This window comes from Comamonas sp. CMM03 (genome assembly GCF_019218715.1).
Lineage (GTDB): Bacteria > Pseudomonadota > Gammaproteobacteria > Burkholderiales > Burkholderiaceae_C > Comamonas > Comamonas terrigena.
This window is the reverse complement of the sequence record NZ_JAHUXB010000003.1, coordinates 92,727-117,294: the sequence shown is the minus strand read 5'-3', so window position 1 is coordinate 117,294 and position 24,568 is coordinate 92,727. Positions and strand designations below refer to the sequence as shown.

Annotated in this window: 22 protein-coding genes; 15 read left to right on the top strand and 7 right to left on the bottom strand. The window is 67.0% G+C overall.

Annotation, left to right across the window (positions count from 1 at the left end; all coding sequences use genetic code 11):
* Positions 1-15 precede the first annotated feature (15 nt).
* Both KW830_RS11315 and KW830_RS11310 read left to right on the top strand, forming a co-directional pair.
* On the top strand, positions 16-1,971 hold the full coding sequence (locus KW830_RS11315) for a nitrogen regulation protein NR(II) (protein ID WP_218333469.1): 1,956 nt from the start codon (positions 16-18) through the stop codon (positions 1,969-1,971).
* Between the two features lie 25 nt (positions 1,972-1,996).
* Positions 1,997-2,641: a response regulator transcription factor gene (locus tag KW830_RS11310; protein ID WP_066538139.1), complete on the top strand. Its 645-nt coding sequence runs from the start codon at positions 1,997-1,999 to the stop codon at positions 2,639-2,641.
* A 101-nt stretch (positions 2,642-2,742) separates the two neighbouring features.
* Here the strand turns inward: KW830_RS11310 and KW830_RS11305 are convergent, their stop codons facing one another.
* Together KW830_RS11305 and KW830_RS21330 are read right to left on the bottom strand one after the other, a co-directional pair.
* The gene (locus tag KW830_RS11305) at positions 2,743-3,399 is read right to left on the bottom strand and encodes an OmpA family protein (RefSeq protein WP_066538137.1); all 657 of its coding nucleotides are present in this window, start codon (positions 3,397-3,399) and stop codon (positions 2,743-2,745) included.
* Positions 3,400-3,724: 325 nt separating this feature from the next.
* Entirely contained in the window at positions 3,725-3,850 is a 126-nt protein-coding gene (locus KW830_RS21330; RefSeq protein ID WP_255503409.1) for a hypothetical protein, read from the bottom strand.
* On the opposite strand from KW830_RS21330, the gene KW830_RS11300 reads away from it, so the two are divergent.
* Positions 3,849-5,021 (top strand): murein transglycosylase A, encoded by a 1,173-nt coding sequence (locus KW830_RS11300; RefSeq protein ID WP_066538135.1) that lies wholly within the window; start codon positions 3,849-3,851, stop codon positions 5,019-5,021. The genes KW830_RS21330 and KW830_RS11300 overlap by 2 nt on opposite strands.
* Positions 5,022-5,209: 188 nt before the next feature.
* Here KW830_RS11300 and KW830_RS11295 read toward each other — a convergent pair whose 3' ends face one another.
* Together KW830_RS11295 and KW830_RS11290 are read right to left on the bottom strand one after the other, a co-directional pair.
* Entirely contained in the window at positions 5,210-6,928 is a 1,719-nt protein-coding gene (locus KW830_RS11295; RefSeq protein WP_218333231.1) for an MFS transporter, read from the bottom strand.
* A gap of 125 nt (positions 6,929-7,053) precedes the next feature.
* The gene (locus KW830_RS11290; RefSeq protein ID WP_066538402.1) at positions 7,054-7,548 is read right to left on the bottom strand and encodes an Lrp/AsnC family transcriptional regulator; all 495 of its coding nucleotides are present in this window, start codon (positions 7,546-7,548) and stop codon (positions 7,054-7,056) included.
* A gap of 292 nt (positions 7,549-7,840) precedes the next feature.
* On the opposite strand from KW830_RS11290, the gene KW830_RS11285 reads away from it, so the two are divergent.
* The 4 genes from KW830_RS11285 (at position 7,841) to secF (ending at position 15,025) form a co-directional block, all read left to right on the top strand.
* Positions 7,841-11,440, top strand: coding sequence for an indolepyruvate ferredoxin oxidoreductase family protein (locus KW830_RS11285; RefSeq protein ID WP_218333230.1), 3,600 nt, complete (start codon positions 7,841-7,843; stop codon positions 11,438-11,440).
* Between the two features lie 299 nt (positions 11,441-11,739).
* The gene (gene yajC, locus KW830_RS11280; RefSeq protein WP_066538126.1) at positions 11,740-12,081 is read left to right on the top strand and encodes a preprotein translocase subunit YajC; all 342 of its coding nucleotides are present in this window, start codon (positions 11,740-11,742) and stop codon (positions 12,079-12,081) included.
* 77 nt (positions 12,082-12,158) lie between these two features.
* Positions 12,159-14,060, top strand: coding sequence for a protein translocase subunit SecD (secD, locus tag KW830_RS11275; RefSeq protein WP_218333229.1), 1,902 nt, complete (start codon positions 12,159-12,161; stop codon positions 14,058-14,060).
* 11 nt (positions 14,061-14,071) lie between these two features.
* Entirely contained in the window at positions 14,072-15,025 is a 954-nt protein-coding gene (gene secF, locus KW830_RS11270; protein ID WP_066538119.1) for a protein translocase subunit SecF, read from the top strand.
* A 136-nt stretch (positions 15,026-15,161) separates the two neighbouring features.
* Here secF and dprA read toward each other — a convergent pair whose 3' ends face one another.
* The gene (dprA, locus tag KW830_RS11265; protein ID WP_218333468.1) at positions 15,162-16,397 is read right to left on the bottom strand and encodes a DNA-processing protein DprA; all 1,236 of its coding nucleotides are present in this window, start codon (positions 16,395-16,397) and stop codon (positions 15,162-15,164) included.
* A 226-nt stretch (positions 16,398-16,623) separates the two neighbouring features.
* Between dprA and def the strand changes: the two genes are divergently transcribed.
* From def to KW830_RS11240, 5 genes are all read left to right on the top strand, one after another.
* Positions 16,624-17,136 carry a peptide deformylase gene (gene def, locus KW830_RS11260; RefSeq protein ID WP_066538116.1) on the top strand — a complete coding sequence of 171 codons (513 nt, stop codon included), beginning with the start codon at positions 16,624-16,626 and terminating at the stop codon, positions 17,134-17,136.
* Complete coding sequence (locus KW830_RS11255; protein WP_172591884.1) at positions 17,133-17,651, top strand: outer membrane protein assembly factor BamE; 519 nt, start codon at positions 17,133-17,135, stop codon at positions 17,649-17,651. Before def ends, KW830_RS11255 begins: the two co-directional genes overlap by 4 nt.
* 78 nt (positions 17,652-17,729) lie before the next feature.
* Complete coding sequence (gene fmt / locus KW830_RS11250) at positions 17,730-18,707, top strand: methionyl-tRNA formyltransferase (RefSeq protein ID WP_218333228.1); 978 nt, start codon at positions 17,730-17,732, stop codon at positions 18,705-18,707.
* A complete protein-coding gene (locus KW830_RS11245; RefSeq protein WP_218333227.1) occupies positions 18,704-19,594 on the top strand; it encodes an AzlC family ABC transporter permease in 891 nt (296 codons plus the stop codon). Before fmt ends, KW830_RS11245 begins: the two co-directional genes overlap by 4 nt.
* Positions 19,591-19,932 carry an AzlD domain-containing protein gene (locus KW830_RS11240; RefSeq protein WP_066538108.1) on the top strand — a complete coding sequence of 114 codons (342 nt, stop codon included), beginning with the start codon at positions 19,591-19,593 and terminating at the stop codon, positions 19,930-19,932. Before KW830_RS11245 ends, KW830_RS11240 begins: the two co-directional genes overlap by 4 nt.
* Before the next feature lie 115 nt (positions 19,933-20,047).
* Here KW830_RS11240 and KW830_RS11235 read toward each other — a convergent pair whose 3' ends face one another.
* The gene (locus KW830_RS11235; RefSeq protein WP_218333467.1) at positions 20,048-20,449 is read right to left on the bottom strand and encodes a DUF3717 domain-containing protein; all 402 of its coding nucleotides are present in this window, start codon (positions 20,447-20,449) and stop codon (positions 20,048-20,050) included.
* A 427-nt stretch (positions 20,450-20,876) separates the two neighbouring features.
* On the opposite strand from KW830_RS11235, the gene KW830_RS11230 reads away from it, so the two are divergent.
* The 3 genes from KW830_RS11230 to KW830_RS11220 all read left to right on the top strand — a co-directional run bounded on the left by KW830_RS11230 (position 20,877) and on the right by KW830_RS11220 (position 22,783).
* Positions 20,877-21,641: a TerC family protein gene (locus KW830_RS11230; RefSeq protein WP_066538106.1), complete on the top strand. Its 765-nt coding sequence runs from the start codon at positions 20,877-20,879 to the stop codon at positions 21,639-21,641.
* 161 nt (positions 21,642-21,802) lie between these two features.
* Positions 21,803-22,285: a hypothetical protein gene (locus KW830_RS11225; RefSeq protein ID WP_218333226.1), complete on the top strand. Its 483-nt coding sequence runs from the start codon at positions 21,803-21,805 to the stop codon at positions 22,283-22,285.
* Positions 22,286-22,435: 150 nt separating this feature from the next.
* A complete protein-coding gene (locus KW830_RS11220; protein WP_218333225.1) occupies positions 22,436-22,783 on the top strand; it encodes a phage holin family protein in 348 nt (115 codons plus the stop codon).
* Here the strand turns inward: KW830_RS11220 and KW830_RS11215 are convergent.
* Positions 22,757-24,328: a M48 family metalloprotease gene (locus tag KW830_RS11215; RefSeq protein WP_370626118.1), complete on the bottom strand. Its 1,572-nt coding sequence runs from the start codon at positions 24,326-24,328 to the stop codon at positions 22,757-22,759. The genes KW830_RS11220 and KW830_RS11215 overlap by 27 nt on opposite strands.
* Between the last annotated feature and the right edge of the window lie 240 nt (positions 24,329-24,568).

The following is a 24,568-nucleotide window of genomic DNA, read 5'->3' as shown; positions in this document are numbered from 1 at the left end:
GTGCTGGTGGTCAGCATGCTGGTCACCATGGTGTGGCTGGCCGGCCGCTACGAGGCCAGCCAGGTCCAGGACAAGCTGGAACGCGACACCGTGGGCGCGGTGTCCGAAATCCGCTCCGCGCTGGCCCGCAACATGCAGGATCTGCAGGCCCTGAATGCCGGGGATGTGGCGCTGGAAGACTGGCGCGTGCGTGCCGCCGAGCTGCTGCAGGTGCGCCGCGAGATCGTGCGCGTGGAATGGCGCAACGCCGCCATGCGGCTGGTGGCCCACGCCGAGACCCCGTACCGCGGCGAATACTGGAGCGACAACTTCCGCGAGGAAAGCGAAACCCATGCTGTGGCGGCCTGTTCCAACGCCCGGCGCACCAATGCGGCGACCTATTCGCCCAGCTACTTCCAGCTGCTGGGCGAGGGCCTGGGCATGGAGCTGATGGAGGCCTGCCAGCCACTGCAGCACCAGGGCCATTTCGTGGGCTATGTGGTGGCCACCTATTCGCTGCCCAATATCCTGAGCAGCCAGGTCAGCAAGAACCTGACGCGCAACCAGGAGGTCTCGTTCACCGAGCCCGATGGCACGCGCCTGGCCCTGGTGGGGGCGGCCTGGCGTGGCACGCGCGTGTTCTCGGCCCAGCAGCTGCTGGACCTGCCGGGCCACACGCTGGTATTGCGCATGGACAGCTGGCACCGGGCTCCCAGCGTGTTCCCGAACGTGCTGACCGCGCTGGTGACGGCCATGTCGATTGCGCTGGTGAGCGTACTGGTGGTGCTGGTGCGCGACAACCGGCGCCGCCTGCGTGCCGAACGCGACCTGGGCGATGCGCTGGCCTTTCGCAAGGCCATGGAGGATTCGCTGATCACCGGCCTGCGCGCGCGGGACCTGCAGGGCCGCATCAGCTATGTGAACCCGGCGTTCTGCGCCATGGTGGGCTTCAGCTCCGAGGAACTGCTGGGGCTGGACATCGCACCCTACTGGCCGCCGGAGCTGGCGCAGGAATACCGCCAGCGCCAGGGGCGCCGGCTGTCCGGCGCCATTCCCACGGCGCGCGAGGGCCATGAGTCGGTGTTCATGCGCAAAGACGGCATGCGTTTCCCGGTGCTGATCTTCGAAGCGCCGCTGATCAATGCCCAGGGCCAGCACACGGGCTGGATGAGCGCTTTCATCGACATCAGCGAGCAGCGCCGCATCGAGGAAATCTCCCGCGCCTCGCAGGAGCGTCTGCAGGCCACGGCCCGCCTGGCCACGGTGGGCGAGATGGCCTCGCTGCTGAGCCACGAGCTGACCCAGCCGCTGATGGCCATTGCCAGCTACGCCTCGGGCTCGCTGCACCTGCTGGAAGGCTCGGGCAATACGCCGGTGGCGCAGCTGACCGGCGAGCAGGCGCGGGAGCAGCTGCAGGAGCTGGTGGCCGTGATGCGCAAGATCGGCTTCCAGGCCGACCGTGCCGGGCGGGTGATCAAGAGCGTGCGCGACTTCGTGCGCCGCCGCGACCAGTCGCGCGAAGCCGTGTTTCCGCAGGAGCTGCTGGATGCCGTGCTGCCGCTGGTGCGCATGCAGGCGCGCAAGCTGGGCGTGGACGTGGAGACCTATGTGGCCCCCGGCCTGCCGCCGGTGTGGTGCGATGTGACCATGGTGGAGCAGGTGCTGCTGAACCTGACGCGCAACGGCATGCAGGCCATGGAGGCGGCGCAGATCGTGGAGCGTCGGCTGGAAGTGCGGGTCCAGGCACCGGAAGCCGGACAGCCTGCCGACCGGCTGGTGTTCTCTGTCAGCGATTGGGGCACGGGGATTCCGGACGAGGTGGCTGAACAGCTGTTCGGGGCCTTTTTCACCACCCGCCCGGAGGGCATGGGCCTGGGTTTGAGCCTGTGCCGCACGGTGGTGGAGCAGCATGGCGGACAATTGCAGCACCGTCAGCACCAGCCACGTGGTACGGTATTCACTTTCACGCTGCCCGTTGCGGTACCGCAGTGAAGCCACTCTCCCCCTGACAGATACCATGGAACCAGTCCCCAACGCTACCGTCTACATCGTCGACGATGACGCCGATGTGCGCGAGGCTCTTGCCTGGCTGCTGCGCTCGCGGCGGCTGCTGAGCGAATCCTATGACAGTGCCGAGGCCTTTGAAGCCATGCTGGCCTCGCACAGCCCTTCGCGCACCCCTTGCTGCCTGCTGCTGGACGTCCGCATGGGCGGCAAAAGCGGTCTGACGCTGTTTGACGACCTCAAGGCCCAGGACCAGATCGGCCGCATGCCGGTGATCTTCCTGACCGGCCACGCCGATGTGCCCACGGCGGTGGACACCGTCAAGCGCGGTGCCTTTGATTTCTGCGAAAAACCGTTTTCCGACAACGGACTGGTGGACCGCATCGAGCAGGCGCTGGCCGTGTCGGCTCAGTGGCTGGAGGCGGCGGCCCAGCAGGAGACGGTGCGCACCCGCCTGTCCGAGCTGACCGAGCGCGAGCGCGCCGTGATGGGCCTGGTGGTGGAAGGTGTGCCCAACAAGCTGATTGCGGATCAGCTGGACATCAGCGTGCGCACGGTGGAGGTGCACCGCGCCCGTGTGTTTGACAAGATGCAGGTCAAGTCGGCGGTGGAGCTGGCCAATCTGCTGCGTGCCCACGGCCAGTTGCCGGCGGCCTGAGCCCCGCCAGGGTGGTGGGACGCATGGCCGCCACGACCCAGGTGTTTCCCTATGCAAAAAGGCCGCGACTGCGGCCTTTTTGTGGTCTGGCGCCGACGGTTTTACTGGGCCGAACGTTCGCCCACGAAGATTTCCACGCGGCGGTTGCGGCCACGGCCTTCGGCCGTGTCGTTGGTGGCCACGGGCTGCATGGAGCCACGGCCTTCCACACGGATGCGGTTGCCGTTCACACCGCGGGCAGTGAGGTAGTTGCGGGTGGATTCGGCGCGGTGCAGCGACAGCGGATTGTTGATGGCGTCGGTGCCGGTGCTGTCGGTGTGGCCCACGATGCGCACATCGGTGTTGGGGTTGTTGCGCAGGCCTTCGGCAAAGCGGTCCAGGATGGGGGCGAAGTTGCTCTGGATGTCGGACTTGCCGGTGGCAAACGAGATGTCGCTGGGGATGTCCAGCTTCAGCTGGTTGTCTGCCGTCTGGGTCACGGCCACGCCGGTGCCCTGGGTGGCGGCTTCCATCTCGCGCTTTTGCTTTTCCATGTGCTGCGACCAGATGTAGGTGCCCAGGCCGCCCACGGCAGCGCCTGCAACCGCACCCACACCGGCTTTGCCGCCGGTGGCCGCGCTGATGGCGGCGCCGGCCAGGGCGCCCACGCCGGCACCGGTGGCGGTGCGGCGGGTGGTGTCGCTCATGCCAGTGTTGGCGCAGCCGGTGATGGTGAGGACGGCGGCCGTGGCGGCTGCAAGGATGATCTTGTTACGCATAAAAAACACTCCTAGTCAGGTTGCGTGGAGTAGGCGGCGCGGCAATCGCCACGTCGCGGACCTGAAATTGTGGTGACGTGATGCCTCGAGGCTATCAGCGTCTCGGGCCGGTTCACGTAGGACACCAGAGGCAGTGTAGGCCGTTGGTAGGGGGAGTGTGCGCTGGCACTGCGGGCAATGAAGATTTTTCATAGTGTGCGCAGCCACCTCGGACGCCCGCACGGCCAGGCGGGCCGGTCCGGCGGCCAGCGCCATGCTGCGCCGCAGCGATGCACCATGCCCGTGCGCAACACCCGGTGCCACGCCGCGGTCGCCGCGCCGGAGGCTAGTGCTGCGGTGGCTCGTCCGGCGGCGGTCGTTCGCCCTTGGGGCGACCGGAGAACATGGTCCACCAGACAATCAACACCAATACCAACAAAGCCAGTAGCGCTTCAAGCAAAATCAGGGTCATGAATCTCTCTCTCCTGCTGCGAGCATCGTTGGCTGTCATTGTAGGAAGCCTGGTGGCCTGCTCCAGCCCCCCCAAGCCTACGGGTTCCGGCCCATTGCCTTCCGAGCCTTCGATCGCCCTGGGCGATGGCAGCGACGCCGAGCCGCTGCCGCCCACGGCCCTGCAGCCCAAGAGCCGCTGGGTGCCGGTGCGCTGGGCCGAGCTGCCCGGCGTGCAGCAGGACGCCCTGCACGAAGCCTGGAACGCCATGCTCAAGAGCTGCGAGCGCCCCAGTCCGGCGTTTTCGCCGCTGTGCGGCGAGGTGCGGCGCATGAGCCTGTCCAGCGAGGCCGAGCAGCAGCTGTGGCTGCGCTCCCGCCTGCAGCCTTACCGCGTGGAAGGCCATGACGGCCGCGTGGACGGCATGCTGACCAGCTATTACGAGCCGCAGATCATCGCCAGCCGCCAGCCCACGGCCGAATTCAACATTCCGCTGTACGCTCTGCCGGCCGGCCGCACCGCCAAGGGCGGCCCCTGGTACACCCGCCAGCAGATCGAAACCCTGCCCGCCGCCCAGGCCGCGCTGCAGGGCAAGGTCATTGCCTGGATGAACGATCCGGTCGAGGCCATGGTGCTGCACATCCAGGGTTCGGGACGCCTGCAGATCACCGAGCCCGACGGCCGTGTGCGCCAGGTGCGCGTGGCCTACGCCGGCACCAACGACCAGCCGTACAAGAGCATCGGCAGATGGCTGCTGGACCAGGGCCTGGTGCGCGATGCCACCTGGCCGGGCATCAAGGCCTGGATCGCGCAGAACCCCGGCCGTACCCAGGAGCTGATGTGGAGCAATCCGCGCTATGTCTTCTTCCGCGAGGAAGCCCTGGAAGGAGTGGACATCAACTTCGGGCCCAAGGGCGCGCAGGGCGTGGCGTTGACGCCCGGGCGCAGCATTGCCGTGGACCGCGGCAGCATTCCCTATGGCACGCCGGTATGGCTGCATTCCACCGGCCCGCAGGTCAGCCTGAGCCGGCTGGTGCTGGCGCAGGACACGGGCAGCGCCATTGTGGGTGCCGTGCGTGCCGACTATTTCATGGGCTGGGGGCATGAAGCCGGGGAGCTGGCCGGGCGCATCAAGCAGAACCTGCGTCTCTGGGTGCTGTGGCCCAAGGGCGTGCCGGTGCGCGGAGGCTAGTCTCCGCTGCCGCCGGTGCTGCGCAGGCGATGGGCGCTTGCTCTGGCGCAGGTCTTCCCGGGCCGCAGATCCGGCAGGCCCTCGCCAGTGCAGACATTTCGGGCAGCATGCTGCGCTGCAATAAAAAAGGATGCCCCGGGCATCCTTTTTTGTGGGCATCGGCCACCCGGTGCGGCCGGGCCGCCGGGTCAATCCGTCTCGAAGTAGCGGCGCACGGTCGGCGGGGTGTCGTGCACATGGAAGGCCAGCTTGCGTTCGCGCAGCGCCACATCGGCGGCCGTCACGCGTTCAAAGCGGCGCAGGTGCTCGGTCCAGGATTCATCCACGATCTGCTCCACATAGCGCTCGGGCTGCTCCATGCTGTGCAGCAGGCTCCAGCCCACCGCCCCCTGGCGCAGGCGGCTGCGGCGGCTTTCCTGCATCAGCGTGCGAAAGCGCCGGGCCTTGGCGGGGTTGATGCGGTATTCGATCTGTACCACCACGCGGCCGCCTTCGGGGCGGTCGTGCGTAGGCGGTATCCAGGCCTTGGAGGGGCTCAGGTCTTCCAGCGCCTGGCGCTCGGTCACCAGGCGCTGCACCAGCAGCATCACCAGCACGCCGGTGACGGCCGCGGCCATCAGGCTGGTGGGCACGCTGGTCAGCGAGGCCACCTTGCCCCACAGTGCCGCACCGATGGCCGTGCCGCCCATGATGGACATCTGGTAGGCCGCCATGCCGCGGGCACGCACCCAGTTGGGCAGGGCCATCTGGGCCTTCACGCCCAGGCTGTTGGCGGTGGAGATCAGCGCCATGCCTGCCACCATCATGCAGGCAATGGCCAGCAGCAGGTGCGGCACCAGGGCCACGCCCACCGTGGCCAGTGCCATCACGCAGGTGCCGACAATCACCAGCTTTTCGCCCAGCGCCTGGCGCAGGCGCGGCAGAAACATGGCGCTGATGATGGCGCCTGCACCCATGGAGGCCAGCAGGATGGTGAAGGTGCCGGCGCCGCCGACAAAGTGCCCCTCGAAACGCTGGGCCGTCAGCGGCAGCAGCGCCATGATGGCGGTGGACATGAAGAAAAACGCCACGGTGCGCGCAATCACGGCGCGCATGCGCGGCGACTCCTTGACGAACTGCAGGCCCACGCGCATCGCGCTGTGCAGGCGTTCGCGGCCCAGCGGGTTTTCCGGCTGGTGGCGCTTCCAGCGCACCAGCACGATGCCGGAGAGGATGGACAGCACGGCATTCAGCACAAACACCCAGGCGCTGCCCAGGCTGGCGATGATGGCGCCCGCCACCAGCGGGCCGACGATGCGCGAGGCATTCATGGCCACGCCGTTGAGCGCCATGGCCGATGGCAGGTGGGCCTTGCTAACCATCTCCGGCAACAGGGCGGAAAACACCGGCCAGCGCATGGCCGTGCCGATGCCGTTGGCAAAGGTGAGGGCCAGCAGCAGCGGTGCCGTCATCCAGCCCATGGCCACGGTGATGCACAGCAGCACCGCCACCGTGGCCACCAGGAACTGGGTGGCAATCACATAGCGGCGGCGGTCCAGGATGTCGGCCAGCGCTCCGCTGGGCAGGCCCAGCAGAAAGACCGGCAAGGTGGAGGCGGTCTGCACCAGAGCGACCAGCACCGGCGAGGTGGTCAGCGAGGTCATCATCCAGGCTGCGGCTACGTCGTTCATCCACATGCAGATATTGGCCGCCAGCGTGACCCCCCAGAGCATGCGGAAGCTGGGGGAAGCCACCAGCGGTGCCCAGGTGGACACCGGCTTGCTGGCCTGGGGCGAGCGGCTGTGCGGGCTGGCCGGGTCTTCCAGCACCTGGCCGGCGGGCGCCGGCGCCGGTGCAGGCGGAACGGGCGCAGTAGGGCCGTGCGCGCCAGAAGAATCGGAAGAGGGGGGAGGAGAGGCTTCGGACATGGCCGGGCCATTGTGCTTGGAAGCCGCGCGCCGTGCAGGCGGTCGGACGCCTTGGTGACAGTCAGTTGGCGGTCTTGCCGCGCGGCCGGGGCGTGCTGCAGTGCAGCGTTGTCCGCGGGTTGCGGCTAGCCCCTGGCAGGCGCCTTGGGCTGCAGATGGCCCAGCGGCCAGGCGCTGCTGGACTTGACCTCGCCCAGCGAAAAGCTGGTGTGCATGTCTTTCACATTTGGCAGGTTCAGCAGCACGGTGCGGGTGAAGTGCGAAAAGCTTTCCAGGTCCTTGGCCACCACCTGCAGCTCGAACATGCCTTTGCCGCTGATGTAGTGGCAGGACACGACTTCGGGAATGGCGCGGATGGCTTCCTCCATCTCGCGGGTGCGCACGCCGGTGCTGATTTCGGCATCGATGCGCACAAAGGCCAGCACGCCCAGGCCGATCTTGTGGCGGTCGATCTCGGCGTGGTAGCCGCGGATGAAGCCCGCCTCTTCCAGCGCCCGCACGCGCCGCCAGCAGGGCGCAGCCGACAGTCCCACGCGCTGGGCCAGCTCGGCATTGGTCAGGCGGCCGTCGGCCTGCAGGGCGGCAAGTATGCCCAGGTCGAATTTGTCGAGATTGTTCACTTTTTGGTAGATCTGAGAAAAATCCTTGCGCAAGACTGCAGGAAGTCGGCAAAGAAAGCAATCACCTTCCGGGCGGTGGAACCTACACTTGACCCGCATCATCGAAATTACATACAAAAGGTGCGGGGCCATGTCTGCGGGATTCGCTCCAGACGGGACCACTGCGCCGCCCATGGAGACAAGCGATGAAAGCCTATTCCGAAGCCGGGTGCGCCAGCGTGCGCGCCCCCGCCGAGCCCCGCCTTCCGGCCCAGGGCGCAGGAACTGCCGCTGCAGTGCGTGGAGGTGGCCTATGAACGCCCCCTTGCCCGAAAGCGTGCGCCGCGCACTGGAAACCGTCACGCTGGATGACAAGTACGACCTGCAGCATGGACGTGCCTTCATGAGCGGGGTGCAGGCGCTGGTGCGCCTGCCCATGCTGCAGCGCCAGCGCGATGCCCAGGCCGGCCTGAACACGGCCGGTTTCATCAGCGGCTACCGGGGCTCCCCGCTGGGCACCTACGACCAGTCGCTGTGGGCCGCCAAAAAGCATTTGCAGGCCAATAACATCGTCTTTCAGCCGGGCGTGAACGAGGAACTGGCCGCCACGGCCGTCTGGGGTACGCAGCAGCTGGATCTATACCCTGACTCCAAGAAGTTCGACGGCGTGTTCGGCATCTGGTACGGCAAGGGCCCGGGTGTGGACCGCTGCTCCGATGTGTTCAAGCACGCCAACATGGCGGGCACCGCCAAACACGGCGGCGTGATTGCTATTGCGGGCGATGACCATATCAGCAAGTCCTCCACCGCCGCCCACCAGAGCGACCATATTTTCAAGGCCTGCGGCACGCCGGTGTTCTTTCCCAGCAATGTGCAGGACATCCTGGACATGGGGCTGCACGCCTTCGCGATGAGCCGGTTTTCGGGCCTGTGGTCCGGGCTGAAGACCATCCAGGAAGTGGTGGAGTCCTCGGCCAGCATCTCGGTCGATCCGGACCGGGTGAACATCGTGCTGCCCGAAGACTTTGTCATGCCGCCGGGCGGGCTGCATATCCGTTGGCCCGATGCGCCGCTGGAGCAGGAAGCGCGCCTGATGGACTACAAGTGGTACGCCGCGCTGGCCTATGTACGGGCCAACAAGCTGAACTACAACGTGGTGCAGGGGCAGAACGACCGCTTTGGCCTGATTGCCAGCGGCAAGGCCTACAACGACATGCGCCAGGCCCTGGTGGACCTGGGCCTGGACGACGCGGTCTGCCGCCAGTTGGGCATCCGGGTGCACAAGGTGAATGTGGTCTGGCCACTGGAAGCGTCGATCACCCGCGATTTCGCCCAGGGCCTGCAGGAAATCCTGGTGGTCGAGGAAAAGCGCCAGGTCATTGAATACCAGCTCAAGGAAGAGCTGTACAACTGGCGCAACGATGTGCGCCCGAACGTGCTGGGCAAGTTCGACGAGCAGGAAGGCGACAATTCCGGCGGCGAATGGAGCATGCCCAACCCCAGCCAGAACTGGCTGCTGCGCCCCAAGGCCGACCTGACGCCCGCCATCATCGCGCAGGCGATTGCCAAGCGCCTGAAGAAGCTGGGCGTCCCCGCCGACATCGAGGCCCGCATGGAGCAGCGCCTGGCGGTGATTGCGGCCCGCGAACGATCGCTGGCCGAGATTCCGGCCGGCACGGCCGACCGCACGCCCTGGTTCTGCAGCGGCTGCCCGCACAACACCAGCACCCGCGTGCCCGAAGGCTCGCGCGCGGTGGCGGGCATTGGTTGCCACTACATGACCACCTGGATGCCGGACCGCAACACCAGCACCTTCACGCAGATGGGCGGTGAGGGCGTGACCTGGGTGGGGCAGGCCCCGTTCACCACGGACAAGCATGTCTTTGCCAACCTGGGCGACGGCACCTACTTCCACAGCGGTCTGCTGGCCATCCGCCAGAGCATCGCCTCGGGCGCCAATATCACCTACAAGCTGCTCTACAACGATGCGGTCGCCATGACCGGCGGCCAGACCGTCGGCGAGCGGCCCGAGGGCCATTCCGTGGCACAGATTGCCCACAGCCTGCGGGCCGAAGGCGTGGTCAAGCTGGTGGTGGTGACGGACGACCCCAGCAAATACCATGGCCGCACCCACCATGTGGACGCCAACCCGGCGCGCGCCAAGCACCTGGAGCTGCTGAACGACCTGCCACCGGGCATCGAGGTATTCCACCGCGACGAGCTGAACCGCATCCAGCGCGAGTTCCGTGAGATCCCCGGCTGCACGGCCATCATCTACGACCAGACCTGCGCCACCGAAAAGCGCCGCCGCCGCAAACGCGGCACCTTGGCCACGCCGGACAAGACCGTGGTCATCAACGAGCTGGTGTGTGAGGGCTGTGGCGATTGCTCGGTGCAGTCCAACTGCCTGTCGGTGGAGCCGGTGGAGACCGATTTCGGCCGCAAGCGCCGCATCAACCAGAACACCTGCAACAAGGACTACTCCTGCGTCAAAGGCTTCTGCCCCAGCTTTGTCACCGTCGAAGGCGGCACGCTGAAAAAGCCCAAGAAGGAGAAGAAGGGCGATCTGTCGGCATTGCCCCCCATTCCCGAACCGGTGCTGCCCGTGGCCGAGACGGCCTGGGGCATCGTGGTGGGCGGTGTGGGCGGTACCGGCGTGATCACCATCGGCTCGCTGCTGGGCATGGCGGCCCACCTGGAAGGCAAGGGCGTGGTCACGCAGGATGCCGGCGGTCTGGCCCAGAAGGGCGGTGCCACCTGGAGCCACATCCAGATTGCCAACCGCCCCGATGCCATCTACACCACCAAGGTGGACATGGCCAAGGCCGATCTGGTGATCGGGTGCGACCCCATCGTGGCGGCCAACAAGGCCTCGCTGGCGGTGATGCAAAGCGGGCGCACGTTTGTCGCGCTCAACAGCCACGGCACGCCCACGGCAGCCTTCGTGCACAACCCGGACTGGCAGTTCCCTGGCGGCAGCTGCGAAGCCGCGATTGCCGGGGCGGTGGGCGCCGGGCTGGTCGGCAGCTTCGACGCCGAACAGGCGGCCGTGCAGCTGCTGGGTGACAGCATCTACACCAACCCGCTGATGCTGGGCTACGCCTGGCAGAAGGGGCGCGTGCCACTGGCCCACGCTGCGCTGATGCGCGCCATGGAGCTCAATGGCGTGCAGGTGGACAACAACAAGGCCGCCTTCGAATGGGGCCGCCGCTGCGCCCACAACCTGGCCGAGGTGCAGGCGCTTTACCAGGCGGCGCAGGTGATCCGCATCGTCAAGAAGCCCTCGCTGCAGGAACTGGTGGCCAAGCGGGTGGAATTCCTCGGCGGGTACCAGAACGCCGCCTATGCCGCCGAGTACCAGGCGCTGGTGGAGCGCGTGCATGCGGCCGAAAGCGCGCTGGGCAAGAGCACGGCGCTGAGCGAGGCCGTGGCGCGCTATCTGTTCAAGCTGATGGCCTACAAGGACGAGTACGAGGTGGCCCGCCTGCACACCGATCCGGCCTTTACCGCCCGGATCGCGGACATGTTCGAAGGCGACTACAAGCTGGTGCACCACCTGGCGCCGCCGCTGTCGGCCGCCAAGGATGCGCAGGGCCACCTGGTCAAGCAGTCCTACCAGCCCTGGATCCGCAGTGCGTTCGGCGTGCTGGCCAAGCTCAAGGGCCTGCGCGGCACGGCGCTGGATCCGTTCGGCAAGACCGAGGAGCGCAGGACCGAGCGCGCGCTGATTGCCGAGTACCGGGCCAGCGTGGACGAGCTGCTGGCCGGCCTGACGGCCGAGAAGCTGCCGCTGGCCGTGCAGATCGCCCGCATTCCGGAAGACATCCGGGGTTACGGCCATGTGAAGGAGCGCCATCTGCAGGCCGCCCGTCCCAAGTGGGCGCAGCTGATGCAGCAGTGGCGCCAGGCCTGATCGCCTGAGGAAATGCCCTGCCGCTGGCCGGCAGGGCGCTGCGATGGCCTCCGGGCCAGGGCTTGCGAGGGGAAGGTGGGGTGGTGGCTGGCGCAACGGCATGGAGCGGTTGCGCCAGTTTTTTCTGGCTACCCTGCCTGCGGACCGCTGTCGGCGGCGGTGGAGGCAAAAACCCGCCGCCAGCTTGGAATAGCCCCTGCGCCGCCAGAGAGGGCCGCATACAATGTCCCGTTCGCCTGGGACTTTTTGCGGTTGCAGGCAGCCGTTTTATCTAGAACATTCCAAACTGGAGCTCCTCCGTGTTTATTTCTTCCGCTTTCGCCCAGACCGCTCCTGCCGCTGCTGCCGGTGGCGACATGATGTCCTCGCTCACCACCAACGTGCTGCCGATGGTGGCGATCTTCGCGGTGATGTACTTCGTGATGATCCGCCCCCAGATGAAGCGCCAGAAGGAACACCGCAGCATGGTGGAAGCCCTGGCCAAGGGCGACGAAGTGGCCACCGGCGGTGGTCTGCTGGGCAAGGTGAATGACCTGAACGAGCAGTTCCTGTTCATCGAAATCGCCAATGGTGTCGTTGTGCAAGTGCAGCGCAGCGCCGTGGTCCAGGTGCTGCCCAAGGGCACCGTCGGTACCAAGTAAGCCCCTTTTGTGAGCGGGCCGGACGGCCGATGGCGCGCCCTGCCCTCTCACGCCCTGTGTGAGAGAAGAGCGCGAGCATGAACCGATACCCGGTCTGGAAGTACGCGATCATTGTGATCGCGCTACTGGTGGGGGTGGTCTACACCCTGCCGAATTTCTTTGGTGAGGCGCCTGCGGTGCAGGTGTCGTCGGCCAAGTCCACCGTCAAGGTGGACGATGCGGTGCTGCAGAAAGTGCAGACCGCCTTGCAGGCCGCCAGCCTGCCGACCGATCACCTGGCCCTGGAGGGCACTTCGGTCCGTGCCCGGTTTGATACGCCGGACGACCAGCTCAAGGCCAAGGACGTGATCCAGCGTGCGCTGATCACCGATGCGACCGACCCCGCCTACATCGTGGCGCTGAACCTCGTCTCGCGTTCGCCCGACTGGCTCACCGCCCTGGGCGCCAAGCCCATGTACCTGGGTCTGGACCTGCGCGGTGGCGTGCACTTCATGCTGCAGGTGGACATGCAGGCCGCGCTGACCAAGAAGGCCGAGTCCCTGGCCGGCGACCTGCGCACCATGCTGCGCGACAAGAACATCCGCCATGGCGGCATCTCGCGCGACGGTCAGACCGTCGAAGTGCGCGTGCGCGACCAGGCGACGCTGACGGCCGCGCGCAACCTGATTGCCGACCAGTTCCCCGATCTGCAGGCCAGCGATGTGCCCGATGGCAGCGACGGCTTTATGCTGCGCGCCACCATCAAGCCTGAAGCCCTGCGCAAGGTGCAGGAGCAGGCGCTCAAGCAGAACATGACCACGCTGCACAACCGGATCAACGAGCTGGGCGTGGCCGAGCCGGTGATCCAGCAGCAAGGCCTGGACCGCATCGTGGTGCAGCTGCCCGGCGTGCAGGACACCGCCAAGGCCAAGGACATCCTGGGCCGCACCGCCACGCTGGAAGTGCGCATGGTGGACGAATCCTCCGAAGCGCGCTCTGCGGAAATGGGCTCCGGCCCCGTGCCCTTCGGCACCGAGAAGTACAACGACCGCAACGGCCAGTCGCTGATCGTCAAGAAGCAGGTGGTGCTGACCGGCGAGAACCTGACCGATGCCCAGCCCGGCTTTGACAGCCAGACCCAGGAGCCCACCGTCAATCTGACGCTGGATGCCAAGGGTTCGCGCATCTTCAAGGACGTGACCCGCGAGAACGTGGGCAAGCGCATGGCCATCATCCTGTTCGAAAAGGGCAAGGGCGAGGTCGTGACCGCGCCCGTGATCCGTTCCGAAATCGGTGGCGGTCGCGTGCAGATTTCCGGCCGCATGACCACGGTGGAAGCCAACGACACCTCGCTGCTGCTGCGCGCCGGTTCGCTGGCCGCGCCGATGGAAATCATCGAGGAATACACCATCGGCCCCAGCCTGGGTGCCGACAACATCAACCGCGGCATCCATTCCGTGGTCTGGGGCATGGTGGCGATTGCCGTCTTCATGTGCCTGTACTACATGGTGTTCGGTGTGATCTCCACCATCGCCCTGGGCGTGAACGTGCTGCTGCTGCTGGCCATTCTGTCCATGCTGCAGGCCACGCTGACCCTGCCCGGTATTGCCGCCATGGCCCTGGCCATCGGTGTGGCCATCGACTCGAACGTGCTGATCAACGAGCGCATCCGGGAAGAACTGCGTGCCGGCGCTTCGCCGCAGGCGGCCATCCAGGCCGGCTACGAAAACGCCTGGCACACCATCCTGGACTCGAACGTGACCACGCTGATCGCCGGTCTGGCCTTGCTGGCCTTCGGTACCGGTGTGGTGCGCGGCTTTGCCGTGGTGCACTGCATCGGCATCGTCACCAGCATGTTCTCGGCCGTGTTCTTCTCGCGTGGCCTGGTCAACCTCTGGTATGGCCGCCGCAAGAAGCTCAAGAGCGTGTCCATTGGCCAGGTGTGGAAGCCCGAGGGCGATGACCACCGTTCCGTGGCCTCCCGCGGCAACAGCAATTAAGGAGGAAGACCATGGAGTTCTTCCGCATCAGAAAAGACATTCCCTTCATGAAGTACGCGTTGGTCCTCAACGCGGTGTCCTTCATCACCTTTGCCCTGGCAGTGTTCTTCCTGTTCACCCGGGGCCTGCACCTGTCGGTGGAATTCACCGGCGGCACGGTCATGGAAGTGGCCTACCAGCAGACCGCCGACATCGGCAAGGTGCGCGACAAGGTCGCCAGCCTGGGCTACAGCGACGTGGTGGTGCAGAACTTCGGCACCTCGCGCGACGTGATGATCCGCCTGCCGGTGCAAAAGGGCGTCACCTCGGCCCAGCAAAGCGAGCAGGTGCTGGGTGCGCTGCAGGCAGAAGATCCGGAGGTCACCTTGCGCCGCACCGAGTTCGTCGGCCCGCAGGTTGGCGAGGAACTGGTGCACGGCGGCCTGATGGCGCTGGGCATGGTGGTGCTGGGCATCGTGATCTACCTGGCGTTCCGCTTCGAGTGGAAGTTCGGCGTGGCGGCGGTGATCGCCAACCTGCACGACGTGGTGATCATTCTGGGCTTCTTCGCCTTCTTCCAGTGGGAGTTCTCGCTGGCGGTGCTGGCCGGCGTGCTGGCGGTGCTGGGCTACTCGGTCAACGAGTCGGTGGTGATCTTTGACCGGATCCGCGAAGCCTTCCGCAAATTCCGCAAGCTCAGCACCCACGAGGTGATCGACCACGCCATCACCTCGACGATGAGCCGCACCATCATCACCCACGCGTCGACCGAAGCCATGGTGCTGTCCATGTTCTTCTTCGGCGGCCCCAGCCTGCATTACTTTGCGCTGGCGCTGACCATCGGCATTCTGTTCGGCATCTACTCCTCGGTGTTCGTGGCCGCCGCCATTGCTATGTGGCTGGGCGTCAAGCGCGAAGACCTGGTGAAGGCGCCGGTGCGCAAGGAAGGCGACCCCAACGACCCGAATTCGGGCGCGGTGGTCTGACCCCCTCGCTGCGTACGCGATGCCAAGGCACCTTCGGGTGCCTTTTTCTATGGCCTGGCGGCGCCTGGGCAGTGATGCCGATTGCCGCAGTGGTCGCCCTGGCTCTGCACACGCCGGCGCGGCACCAGCGGGCCGCTCAGCTGCGCACCAGGCGCTGGAACAGTCCGCCGGGCAGGCGGGCCACCTGGCCGTCCAGTTCCTGCTCCAGCAGCCAGCCTTGCAGCGCGGCCGTGTTCCAGCCGGTGCGGCCCTGCAGTTGGTCCAGGCCCATGGGGTCAAAGCCCAGCGCGGCCAGCACCGGGTGTTCGGCCGCGGTGCTGGGGCTGGGGGGCACTGTTGCGGCGGCCGACGCAGCGGCGGGGGACGCGGAGGTCGGGGTTGGGGTGGAGGCCGCCTGCGTCAGCCGGTCCAGCGCCTGCCGGGCGGCGGGCAGCTCTTCCAGAATGTCCTGCACCGATTCCACCAGCTTGGCGCCCTCGCGCAGCAGCGTGTGGCAGCCCTTGGCCTGTGGGGCGTGGATGGAGCCGGGAATGGCAAACACCTCGCGGCCTTGCTCGGCCGCCAGCCGTGCCGTGATCAGCGAGCCCGAGGCCACGGCCGCTTCCACCACCAAGGTGCCGGCCGACAGGCCGGCGATCAGCCGGTTGCGCTTGGGAAAGTTGGCGGCCAGCGGCGGCGTGCCCAGCGGGTATTCGCTGAGGATGAAGCCCTGGCGCACGATGGCATGGGCCAGCGCCTGGTGGCTGCGCGGGTAGACCCGGTCGATGCCGGTGCCCACCACGGCCACGGTGCAGGGGCGCACGGCGCTCGGCAGCGCCTGCGGTGCGGATTCCAGTGCGCCCTGGTGGGCCGCGCCATCGACGCCCAGCGCCAGCCCGGACACCACGCACCAGCCTTGCCGGGCCAGCGTCTGGGCAAAGCTGCGGGCGTTTTCGCTCCCCTGGGCCGTGGGGTTGCGCGAGCCGACGATGGCCAGCGCGCAGCGGCTGTCCAGCAGCGGCACGGGCTGCGCCAGCCAGGCCGCGGGGCCCAGGGCGTAGAGCATCAGCGGCGGGTCTTCGATCTGCAGCAGGGCCGGGGGATAGCGGGGGTCGCCCAGTGGGATCAGGGCGCGGCCACAGCCTTCTGCCTCCGCTGCCCCCGCGTTCTGCAGCCAGGTCCATGCGGTGTCCAGGGCGGTGTCCCAGCCGGGCGGGTGCTGGTGCAGCTGCGCGGCCTGGCTGGCATGCACGCAGCTCTGCAGCGCTGCTGTGCTCTGGCTGAAGATGGCTCCGGGCTGGCCAAAGCGTGCCAGCAGGCGCCGGGCGGCGCCGTTGCCGACGCCTGGGGTCAGGGCCAGCCGCAGCCAGGCGGCCAGTTCGTCTTGCGACAGGGTCAGGGCAGAGGGCATGGGTGCTGGGTGAGGGAGGGCGGTGGGCGGGCGGCCGTGCCATGGGGGGCATGGCGGAACGGTAGAACTGTGGAATGGGGCCGCGCACGACCGGGCCATAGCGGAAATTTTCAGCCCATGCCCCGGAGTGGGCAATGCCTATCGGTCGGCTGCATGGCGGCCAGCGGCAAAAGTGGCGAAAATAGCGACATCTGTTCTTGCATCTGCCATGGCACTTCTTCCTATCCTCTGCTATCCCGATCCACGCCTGCACAAGGTGGCGCAGCCTGTGGCCCAGGTGGATGACCGCATCCGCACCCAGGTGGCGCACATGTTTGAGACCATGTACGACGCCAATGGCATCGGACTGGCAGCGACGCAGGTGGATTTTCACGAGCGTCTGATCGTGATCGACGTGTCGCAGGACCGTGACCAGCCCCTGGTGCTGATCAACCCGGAAATCCTGTGGGCCAGCGAGGAAAAGCAGCTGGGCGAAGAAGGCTGCCTGTCGGTGCCCGGCATTTACGACGGCGTGGAGCGCTCCATCGCCGTGAAGATCAAGGCGCTGGACGAACAGGGCCAGAGCCGCGAGATCGAAGCCGACGGTCTGCTGGCGATCTGCATCCAGCACGAGATGGACCACCTGATGGGCAAGGTCTTCGTCGAATACCTGTCCCCCCTGAAGCGCAACCGCATCAAGACCAAGATGGTCAAGCAGCAGCGCGAGGCAGAACGCGGATGATCGCCCACCCAGTGCTCCACCGACTGGCGCGCTGGGTGTGTGCAGCGGCCGGCATGGCCGTGGTGGCGCTGGCACTCACCGCCTGCGCCGTGCCCGAATGGCAAAAGCCCGGCACGCCGGCCAGCCAGATCCTGCAGGACATGGGGCAGCCCCAGGTGCGCAACCCGCTGCCGGATGGCGGCGAGCGCTGGGTCTACAGCCGCCAGCCCATGGGGCAGCAAATCTATCACTTTGATTTTGATAGCGGACAGCGCCTGTTGTCTGTGCGCCAGGTGCTCAACCCTTCCGATTTCCACCAGCTGCGCCCTGGCGTGGACACGCAGGACAGCGTCTACCGCTACTTCGGCAAGCCGGCGCTGGTGGAGGGGGTGGCCAATTTCAAAGGCGACATCTGGACCTACCGTTTCCGCGAAAATGGCGGAGACCGCCTGGCCCATGTGTTCCTGGATCCGCAGCGCGTGGTGCAGCGCATCATGTTTACCGACGAGTGGCGCAACGACGACGACCGTCGCTGACAGCGTCGCCCGCACACGGCTTGGCGGCGGTGCATCGTTTTTTCCGGACCGGGGCTGGTCCGCAGACTGGTTGAACCCATGAAAGTTATTTTTGCCGGCACGCCCGATTTCGCGCGCGTGGCCTTGGAACGCCTGCTGGCTGCAGGCTTTGACGTGCCGCTGGTGCTGACCCAGCCCGACCGCCCCGCCGGCCGCGGCATGAAGCTGCAGGCCTCCCCTGTCAAACAGTGCGCGGCGGAGCACGGCATCCGCGTCGAGCAGCCGCGCAGCCTGCGCCTGGACGGCAAATACCCCGAGGACGCGGCCGCTGCGCGCCAGGCTCTGCTGGACGCGGGCGCCGACGTGATGGTGGTGGCCGCCTACGGCCTGATCCTGCCGCAGTGGGTGCTGGACCTGCCGCCCCGGGGCTGCCTGAACATCCATGCCTCCCTGCTGCCGCGCTGGCGCGGTGCGGCACCGATCCACCGCGCCATCGAGGCGGGGGATGCGGAAACCGGCGTGACCATCATGCAGATGGATATCGGCCTGGACACCGGCGATATGTGCGTGCTGGAGCGCCTGCCGATTGCACCAGATGACACCACCGGCAGCCTGCACGACAAGCTGGCCACGCTGGGCGGCCGCCTGATCGTGGAAGCGCTGGAGATGAGCGCCTGCGGTGGCCTGCACCGCACGCCCCAGCCGGCCGAGGGCGTGACCTACGCCCATAAGATCGAGAAAGCCGAAAGCGCCATGGACTGGCGTTTAAGCGCCACGGTGCTGGACCGCCGCCTGCGCGCCTTCACCCCGTTCCCCGGGGGCAGCACCCAGCTGGGCGAGGAAACCATCAAGCTGTGGGCTGCCGTGCCCGAGCCCTTCGACGGCAGCGCCCAGCCGGGCCAGGTGCTGGCCGCCGACGCCCAGGGCGTGCTGGTGGCCTGCGGCGAAGGAGCGCTGCGCTTGACGCAGCTGCAGCGCGCCGGGGGCAAGAAGCTGGCCGCGGCGAACTTTCTGCGCGGTTTCGAGCTGCCCGTGGGCAGCCAGTTGCAACTGCCACACCTGCCGGAGCAGCCATGAGCGAAGTGAACGTCCTGTGGCAGCGGGCCACAGGCATTGCACGCCAGCCGGCCTTCATGCAAGGGGTGCGCGACATGCTGGGCACCATGCCCGGCATTGCGGCCTGGGGCCTGGTCACCGGCGTGGCCATGGTCAAAAGCGGCATGTCGCTGCCGCTGGCGGTGTTCATGACGCTGACCATCTACGCCGGCAGTGCCCAGCTGGCCGTGCTGCCGCTGATGGCCGTGGGGGCACCGCTGTGGGTGCTGTGGTTCACCGCGTTCTGCGTGAACCTGCGCTTTGTGATCCTGAGCACCATGTGGCGGGGCTTCTTCTCGCACCTGCGGCTGCGCCACCGGCTGGCGATCGGCTACTTCAGCGGCGACGTAATCTTTGTGGCCTTCACCAAGCGCTATCCCGAGGCGGTGAAGCGTCCCGAGCAGGTGCCGTACTTCTGGGGGGCTGCCCTGTCCAACTGGCTGGGCTGGCAGATTCCGTCCATTGCCGGCATCTACCTGGCCAATGTGATTCCGCTGTCCTGGGGCCTGGGCTTTGCCGGCGTGCTGGCGCTGCTGGGCGTGCTGTACTCTATGCTCAACGACCGCGCCACCTGGGTGGCCTGTGCCGTGGCCTCGCTGGCGGCGGTGGCGGCGTTTGCGCTGCCGCTCAAGCTCAATATCCTGACGGCGATTGCCGCCGCCGTGAGCGTGGGCCTGCTGATGGAGCAGGCCGAGCGCCGCGCCGTCCGTCTGCGCCCGCTGCCTGCGGTGCGCCCACCGGACCCGGCCAAGGGCGAACACCATCCGGTGCTGCCGCTGGATGAGGGCAGCGACACCGCATCTGCACGGTCGCATGCCGCTGCAGCCAACCCGGCCGCGAATGCGGCGGCCAGCAAGGAGCGTGCATGAGCGGCGGCGAACACTGGATCTGGGGCTATGTGGCCAGCCTGGGGCTGGCGGTGATCACCCTGGTCACGCGGGCCTTCTTCATGGTGCCCGAGCGCGAGCTGCCCATGCCCGAATGGCTCAAGCGCGGTCTGCGCTACGCGCCGCTGGCGGCGCTGGCCGCGGTGGTGGCGCCGGAGATCGTGATGAGCAACGGTCAACTGATCCACACCCTGGTGGATGCGCGCCTGCCGGCCCTGGTCTGCGCCACCGCCTACTTCTGGTGGAAGCGCGGCATCCTGGGAACCATCGTGGTGGGGATGGCGGTGTACCTGCCGCTGCACATCGGCCTGGGCTGGTAGGGCCCGGGCAGCTGCAGCGCCGGCCTTGCCGGCCCGGTGCGGCGGAACACCCCAGGAGGGCGCGCAGGTCGCGCCCTTTTTCATGTCCTGGTGGATGTGGATGGTGAGGGTGCGCTTACTTTGCGCGTTCGGCGTAGCGGGTGAAGCGCAGCGCCGTGCCTTCGGCCACGATGCGCCGCCACACGGCACGTTTTTGCACCGGGCTCAGCTCCAGCCACTGCTGCACCTCGCCAAAGCTGCGCCCGCAGCCCTTGCATTGCGCATCACCCTGGCTGGTGGAGCAGATCGCGATGCACGGCGTGTCCGGCTGCGTCTCGTACCAGCCCAGCCAGGCCTGCATGGCGGCGGAGGACAGGCTGGCGGGGTTCACTTCCTGGGCGCCGGCATGGATCAGCCGCGCATACACCGGGGCCAGCGCCCGCACCTCGGGCGACAGGCGCACGCCGTCCGGACTGGGATGCCGCTGCCGCCAGTGGTTGATGGCGGCTTCGATGTCGGTGATGTGGATGCCGTGCATGGGCAGAAAGGGACGCAGCAAGGAAGCAAAAGGCAGGCGGCATGATAGTGCGCCCCCGGCATCCGCAGCCGCTGTGGTGTTTTGCGTGCAAATGACGACTTTTTGCTGCAACACCGCATTCTGTGTTCCAATAGCGAAATTCAAAGGGGAGTAGTTCCCCGTTTGCACCGCGCTGTCACCAGGGCGGACTGCAGACGGATGCCAGGTCGTCAATACGGAGTCTTGCACTCCCGGCCTGCCAGGCACGGTCATACCGCTGTCGAACAAGACCTTTGGGCCCGTGGCTTCCATGGTAGGCTCAAAGTGTCACTTCCTGTCAGCAAGCACCGCTTGCCGGCAGCTTGTTGCCCCTTTTCTCCATGGTGCCCGGTATAAAGGCGCAGTCGGTTTGGAACTGGCTGTCTTTCGATAACGAGGACTTCTCACCATGGATTTGGACTTTCTCACCCATACCCCGTTCTGGATCGCGCTCGGCCAGATCATCATCATCGACATCCTGTTGGGTGGCGACAACGCGGTCGTGATCGCGCTGGCCTGCCGCAAGCTGCCGCCCGAGCAGCGCCGCAAGGGCATCATCTACGGCACGGCCGGTGCCATCGTGTTGCGCATCATCCTGATCGCCTTCGCCATGGTGCTGCTGCAGCTGCCTTTCCTGAAGGTGGTGGGCGCCCTGCTGCTGGTGTGGATCGGCATGAAGCTGATTGCGCCGGAAGAAGAAGGCCATGACAACATTGAAGGCAGCGACAAGCTGTTTGCCGCCATCAAGACCATCATCGTGGCCGACCTGGTGATGTCGGTGGACAACGTGATCGCTATTGCCGGCGCCGCCCAAAGCTCGGGCGAGCACCAGTTCCTGCTGATCGTGCTGGGCCTGCTGATCTCCATCCCCATCATCGTCTGGGGCTCGCAGCTGGTCATCAAGCTGATGGAACGCTACCCCTCGATCATCGTGGCCGGCGGCATGCTGCTGGGCTGGATTGCCGGCGGCATGCTGGTCACCGACCCGCTGTTCGTGGTGCCTGACCAGTGGACATGGGCTCCCAAGCTGCTGGAGTACAACGCTGAGACCAAGATGGCGGTGTTCAACTCCTCCATGCCCATCTACTGGATCGCCCACATCGGCGGCGCACTGCTGGTGCTGGCCATCGGCAAGATGGCTGCTTCCAAGAAGGGCAAGGCGGAACACGCCTAAGCGCTGAACAGCCCGGGCCGCCTGCATGCGGGCGGCCCGCGGTCTCCACAGGGGCAATCGCAGGAAAGTGCTGCAAAAATGCGGGAACCAAACCGCAACATGCAGGCTCACACCGCCGATCTGCCCCTTTTTTGCGCCGACAACCAACAGGAACCTACCGCGTGGAAACCATCATCGTGTATCTGGACGATGCGGAATATGCCCAGCCGCTGCTGCAGTCCATGGCCCAGGCCCCCCGTGCTGCCCACACCCACTGGGTGGTGGTTGCCTGTGCGCCGCGCATCACCCACCGCGTGAGCAAATGGGTGAGCAACCGCGCCCGCGAGAACTGGCGCACCAAGTGGGCGGACAAGCTGTTTGCAGCCTCGCTGCCGGTGCTGCAGGGCAGTGCGGGTCAAGTCACTTCGCTGCTGGCCCGTGGCCCGCTGGCCGAAGTGGTGGACCAGCTGCGCCAGGAACTGGGCACTTCGCCCCAGATCATTGACCTGCGTCGTCCCAAGCTGGAATCCCAGGTCGCTCCTGCGCATGCCCCGGCGGTCCTGCCGCTGGGCAAGGGCAAGCTGCAGACCGGACGGGCCCTGCCCGCCGTGCTGGCGGCCATGGCCACCTGCCTGGGCGTGTTTCTGGAAGAAGCACTGATCTGACGGTCTGACGCGTGTCCCGGTGCGGTGCCGCTGAGGCACTGCACACCGGTCGCTGTATCCGAGGCTGCGGTACCCCCCGCAGCCTTTCTTTTGGGCGCTTGCGGGGGGGCGGCACACCGCAGGCCGGCCTGCTGCGCTATGCTGGCTGGCATGAAATTGCTGCTCAACTGGATTCTCAGTGCGTGCGCACTGCTGCTGGTGGCCTCGGTCTACAGCGGACTGCAGGTGCACAGTTTTGGTTCGGCCCTGTGGGCGGTGGTGGTCATCAGCCTGCTGAACCTGCTGGTGCGCCCCATTCTGGTGGTGCTGACGCTGCCGGTCACGCTGCTCACCGTGGGGCTGTTCCTGTTCATCATCAACGGCCTGATGTTCTGGGCCGCCGCCAACCTGCTGTCGGGCCTGAGCGTCAGCGGCTTCTGGGCGGCGGTGTGGGCCGCCTTCCTGTACTCGCTGCTGGGCATGGTCATCGACTCAGCGCTGGGCCGTCTGTTCCCGTAGCAGGGCCTGCACGGCACGCAGCCGCGTGTCGATGATGGAGGCTTCGAAGTGGTCGGCCTGGGCACCGCTGCGCTGGCCCAGTTGCTGGCCGGCCTTGAAGCGGTCCACGGCTGCCGCGTAGTCGTACTGGGCGACGGATGCTTCGGCTTCGGCCCGCAGCGCACGCAGTGGCTGTCCGGATTCGCGCGAGGCGCGGGCCAGGGCCTGCCAGGCAGCCGCATCCTGGGGATGGTCGCTGACCCAGGTCTGCAGTGCGCCGGCCACCTCCCCGCTGCGGTGCAGCATCGACATGGCCTGGGCCCGCTGCAGCAGCGTCGTGCGTTCCGCCTCCGGATTGCGGTGCTGTGCTGGAGGTGCGGGCGGAAGCTGCTCCAGTCTTTGCAAAGCCTGTTGTGGCCGTTCTGCGGCCAGGGCCAGCTCGGCGGCCAGCCACAGGGTCTGGCGCTGGGCGGCGGCGTCCCCCTGGGTCAGGGCCTGCAGACGGGGCAGCAGCGCCTCGGCGCCGGCCAGATCGCGCAGCTGCAGCAGGCCGTGGATGGCGGCATACAGCGTGCCGGCCTGCTGGGCAGGGGTCTGCTGGGTGAAGCTGTGCTGGGCCGGCAGGGCGGCCCACTGGCGCAGCGCATCGGGTCCGGGGCGGGTCAGCACGCGGGCGCGGGCGCTGACCATGGCGTGCTCCAGCGTGGGATGCTGGGCCTGGGCGGCCTGGCCCAGCATCTGGGTGCGGGCCTGCATGTCAGCCATGCGCTCCGTGGTCAGCGGGTGGCTGCGCAGATAGGGCCAGCTGCCGTTGTCGTTGATGCGGTTGGCCTGCTGCAGGCGCTCGAACATGCTGGCAAAGCCGGCCGGGGCAAAGCCGGCCGGTGCCATCAGGCCGTAGCCCACCCGGTCGGCCTCGCGCTCCATGTCGCGGGAGAAGTTCAGCTGGTTCTGCACCGCCAGGGCCTGGCCGCCCATCATCATGGCCATGCCGGCGTCCGGGCTGCGGCTGGCGGCCAGCGCCCCCAGGATCATGCTGGCCACCATCAGCGGTGTGCTGCGCTTGTCCTGGGCGATCAGCCGGGCAATGTGGCGCTGGGTGACGTGGCTGAGTTCGTGCGCCAGCACCGAGGCGAGTTCGTCGCGTGTGGCGACGGCGCCCACCAGTCCCAGGTGCACGCCCAGAAAGCCGCCGGGCAGGGCAAAGGCGTTGATGCTGCGGTCACGGCCCAGCAGCACCTCCCAGGCAAAGCGTTCGTCCAGCTCGGGCGACAGCTCGCCACGCTGGGCGGCGGCCTCCTTCAGCGGGGACCAGATGCCCATCACATAGCTGTGGACCACCGGGTCGTCGATGTAGTCCGGGTCGCGGTAGAGCTGGCGGATGATGCTGTCACCCAGACGCCGCTCGTCGTTGGCGGTCAGCTCCGCACCGTCGCCCATGCGGGGCAAGGCCACGTTCTGGGCCTGGGCCGGAGGCAGGTTGGCCGGAATGAAACTGAACAGAACCGTAGCGCCCAGCGCAGACAGGATGCGCGCCACAGGCATTTTTCGCACAGAAAGTTGCATGGCAGAGAAATCGGCAGAAATCACAGGCAGGGCCCGCCGCAACGCCCGGGGCGCCAGGTGCTGCAGCAGCCAAGGCGCCGCTCCCAGCGGTGGCTTGTGTACCGGGCCGCAGCGGGTATTGCAGGCGCTATACCCTTGGCGGCCGGTGCAGGCGCGGCGGAATCACCCCCGTATGATGCCTGCAATCGCTCAATGTTCCTGGGCAGCTTCCGGTCTGGACCGGCCGACCCCGGTGCGGCC

Excerpts from the sequence above, each read along its gene's own strand:
- KW830_RS11285 (WP_218333230.1), top strand. The coding sequence starts at position 7,841 with ATGAACGCCCCCTTGCCCGAAAGCGTGCGCCGCGCACTGGAAACCGTC.
- KW830_RS21330 (WP_255503409.1), bottom strand. The coding sequence starts at position 3,850 with ATGACCCTGATTTTGCTTGAAGCGCTACTGGCTTTGTTGGTATTGGTG.
- KW830_RS11255 (WP_172591884.1), top strand. The coding sequence starts at position 17,133 with ATGATCGCCCACCCAGTGCTCCACCGACTGGCGCGCTGGGTGTGTGCA.
- KW830_RS11305 (WP_066538137.1), bottom strand. The coding sequence starts at position 3,399 with ATGCGTAACAAGATCATCCTTGCAGCCGCCACGGCCGCCGTCCTCACC.
- KW830_RS11310 (WP_066538139.1), top strand. The coding sequence starts at position 1,997 with ATGGAACCAGTCCCCAACGCTACCGTCTACATCGTCGACGATGACGCC.
- secF (WP_066538119.1), top strand. The coding sequence starts at position 14,072 with ATGGAGTTCTTCCGCATCAGAAAAGACATTCCCTTCATGAAGTACGCG.
- fmt (WP_218333228.1), top strand. The coding sequence starts at position 17,730 with ATGAAAGTTATTTTTGCCGGCACGCCCGATTTCGCGCGCGTGGCCTTG.
- KW830_RS11235 (WP_218333467.1), bottom strand. The coding sequence starts at position 20,449 with ATGCACGGCATCCACATCACCGACATCGAAGCCGCCATCAACCACTGG.
- KW830_RS11300 (WP_066538135.1), top strand. The coding sequence starts at position 3,849 with ATGAATCTCTCTCTCCTGCTGCGAGCATCGTTGGCTGTCATTGTAGGA.
- KW830_RS11315 (WP_218333469.1), top strand. The coding sequence starts at position 16 with ATGCTGGTCACCATGGTGTGGCTGGCCGGCCGCTACGAGGCCAGCCAG.
- KW830_RS11230 (WP_066538106.1), top strand. The coding sequence starts at position 20,877 with ATGGATTTGGACTTTCTCACCCATACCCCGTTCTGGATCGCGCTCGGC.
- KW830_RS11215 (WP_370626118.1), bottom strand. The coding sequence starts at position 24,328 with ATGCAACTTTCTGTGCGAAAAATGCCTGTGGCGCGCATCCTGTCTGCG.
- def (WP_066538116.1), top strand. The coding sequence starts at position 16,624 with ATGGCACTTCTTCCTATCCTCTGCTATCCCGATCCACGCCTGCACAAG.
- KW830_RS11295 (WP_218333231.1), bottom strand. The coding sequence starts at position 6,928 with ATGTCCGAAGCCTCTCCTCCCCCCTCTTCCGATTCTTCTGGCGCGCAC.
- KW830_RS11240 (WP_066538108.1), top strand. The coding sequence starts at position 19,591 with ATGAGCGGCGGCGAACACTGGATCTGGGGCTATGTGGCCAGCCTGGGG.
- KW830_RS11245 (WP_218333227.1), top strand. The coding sequence starts at position 18,704 with ATGAGCGAAGTGAACGTCCTGTGGCAGCGGGCCACAGGCATTGCACGC.
- secD (WP_218333229.1), top strand. The coding sequence starts at position 12,159 with ATGAACCGATACCCGGTCTGGAAGTACGCGATCATTGTGATCGCGCTA.
- KW830_RS11220 (WP_218333225.1), top strand. The coding sequence starts at position 22,436 with ATGAAATTGCTGCTCAACTGGATTCTCAGTGCGTGCGCACTGCTGCTG.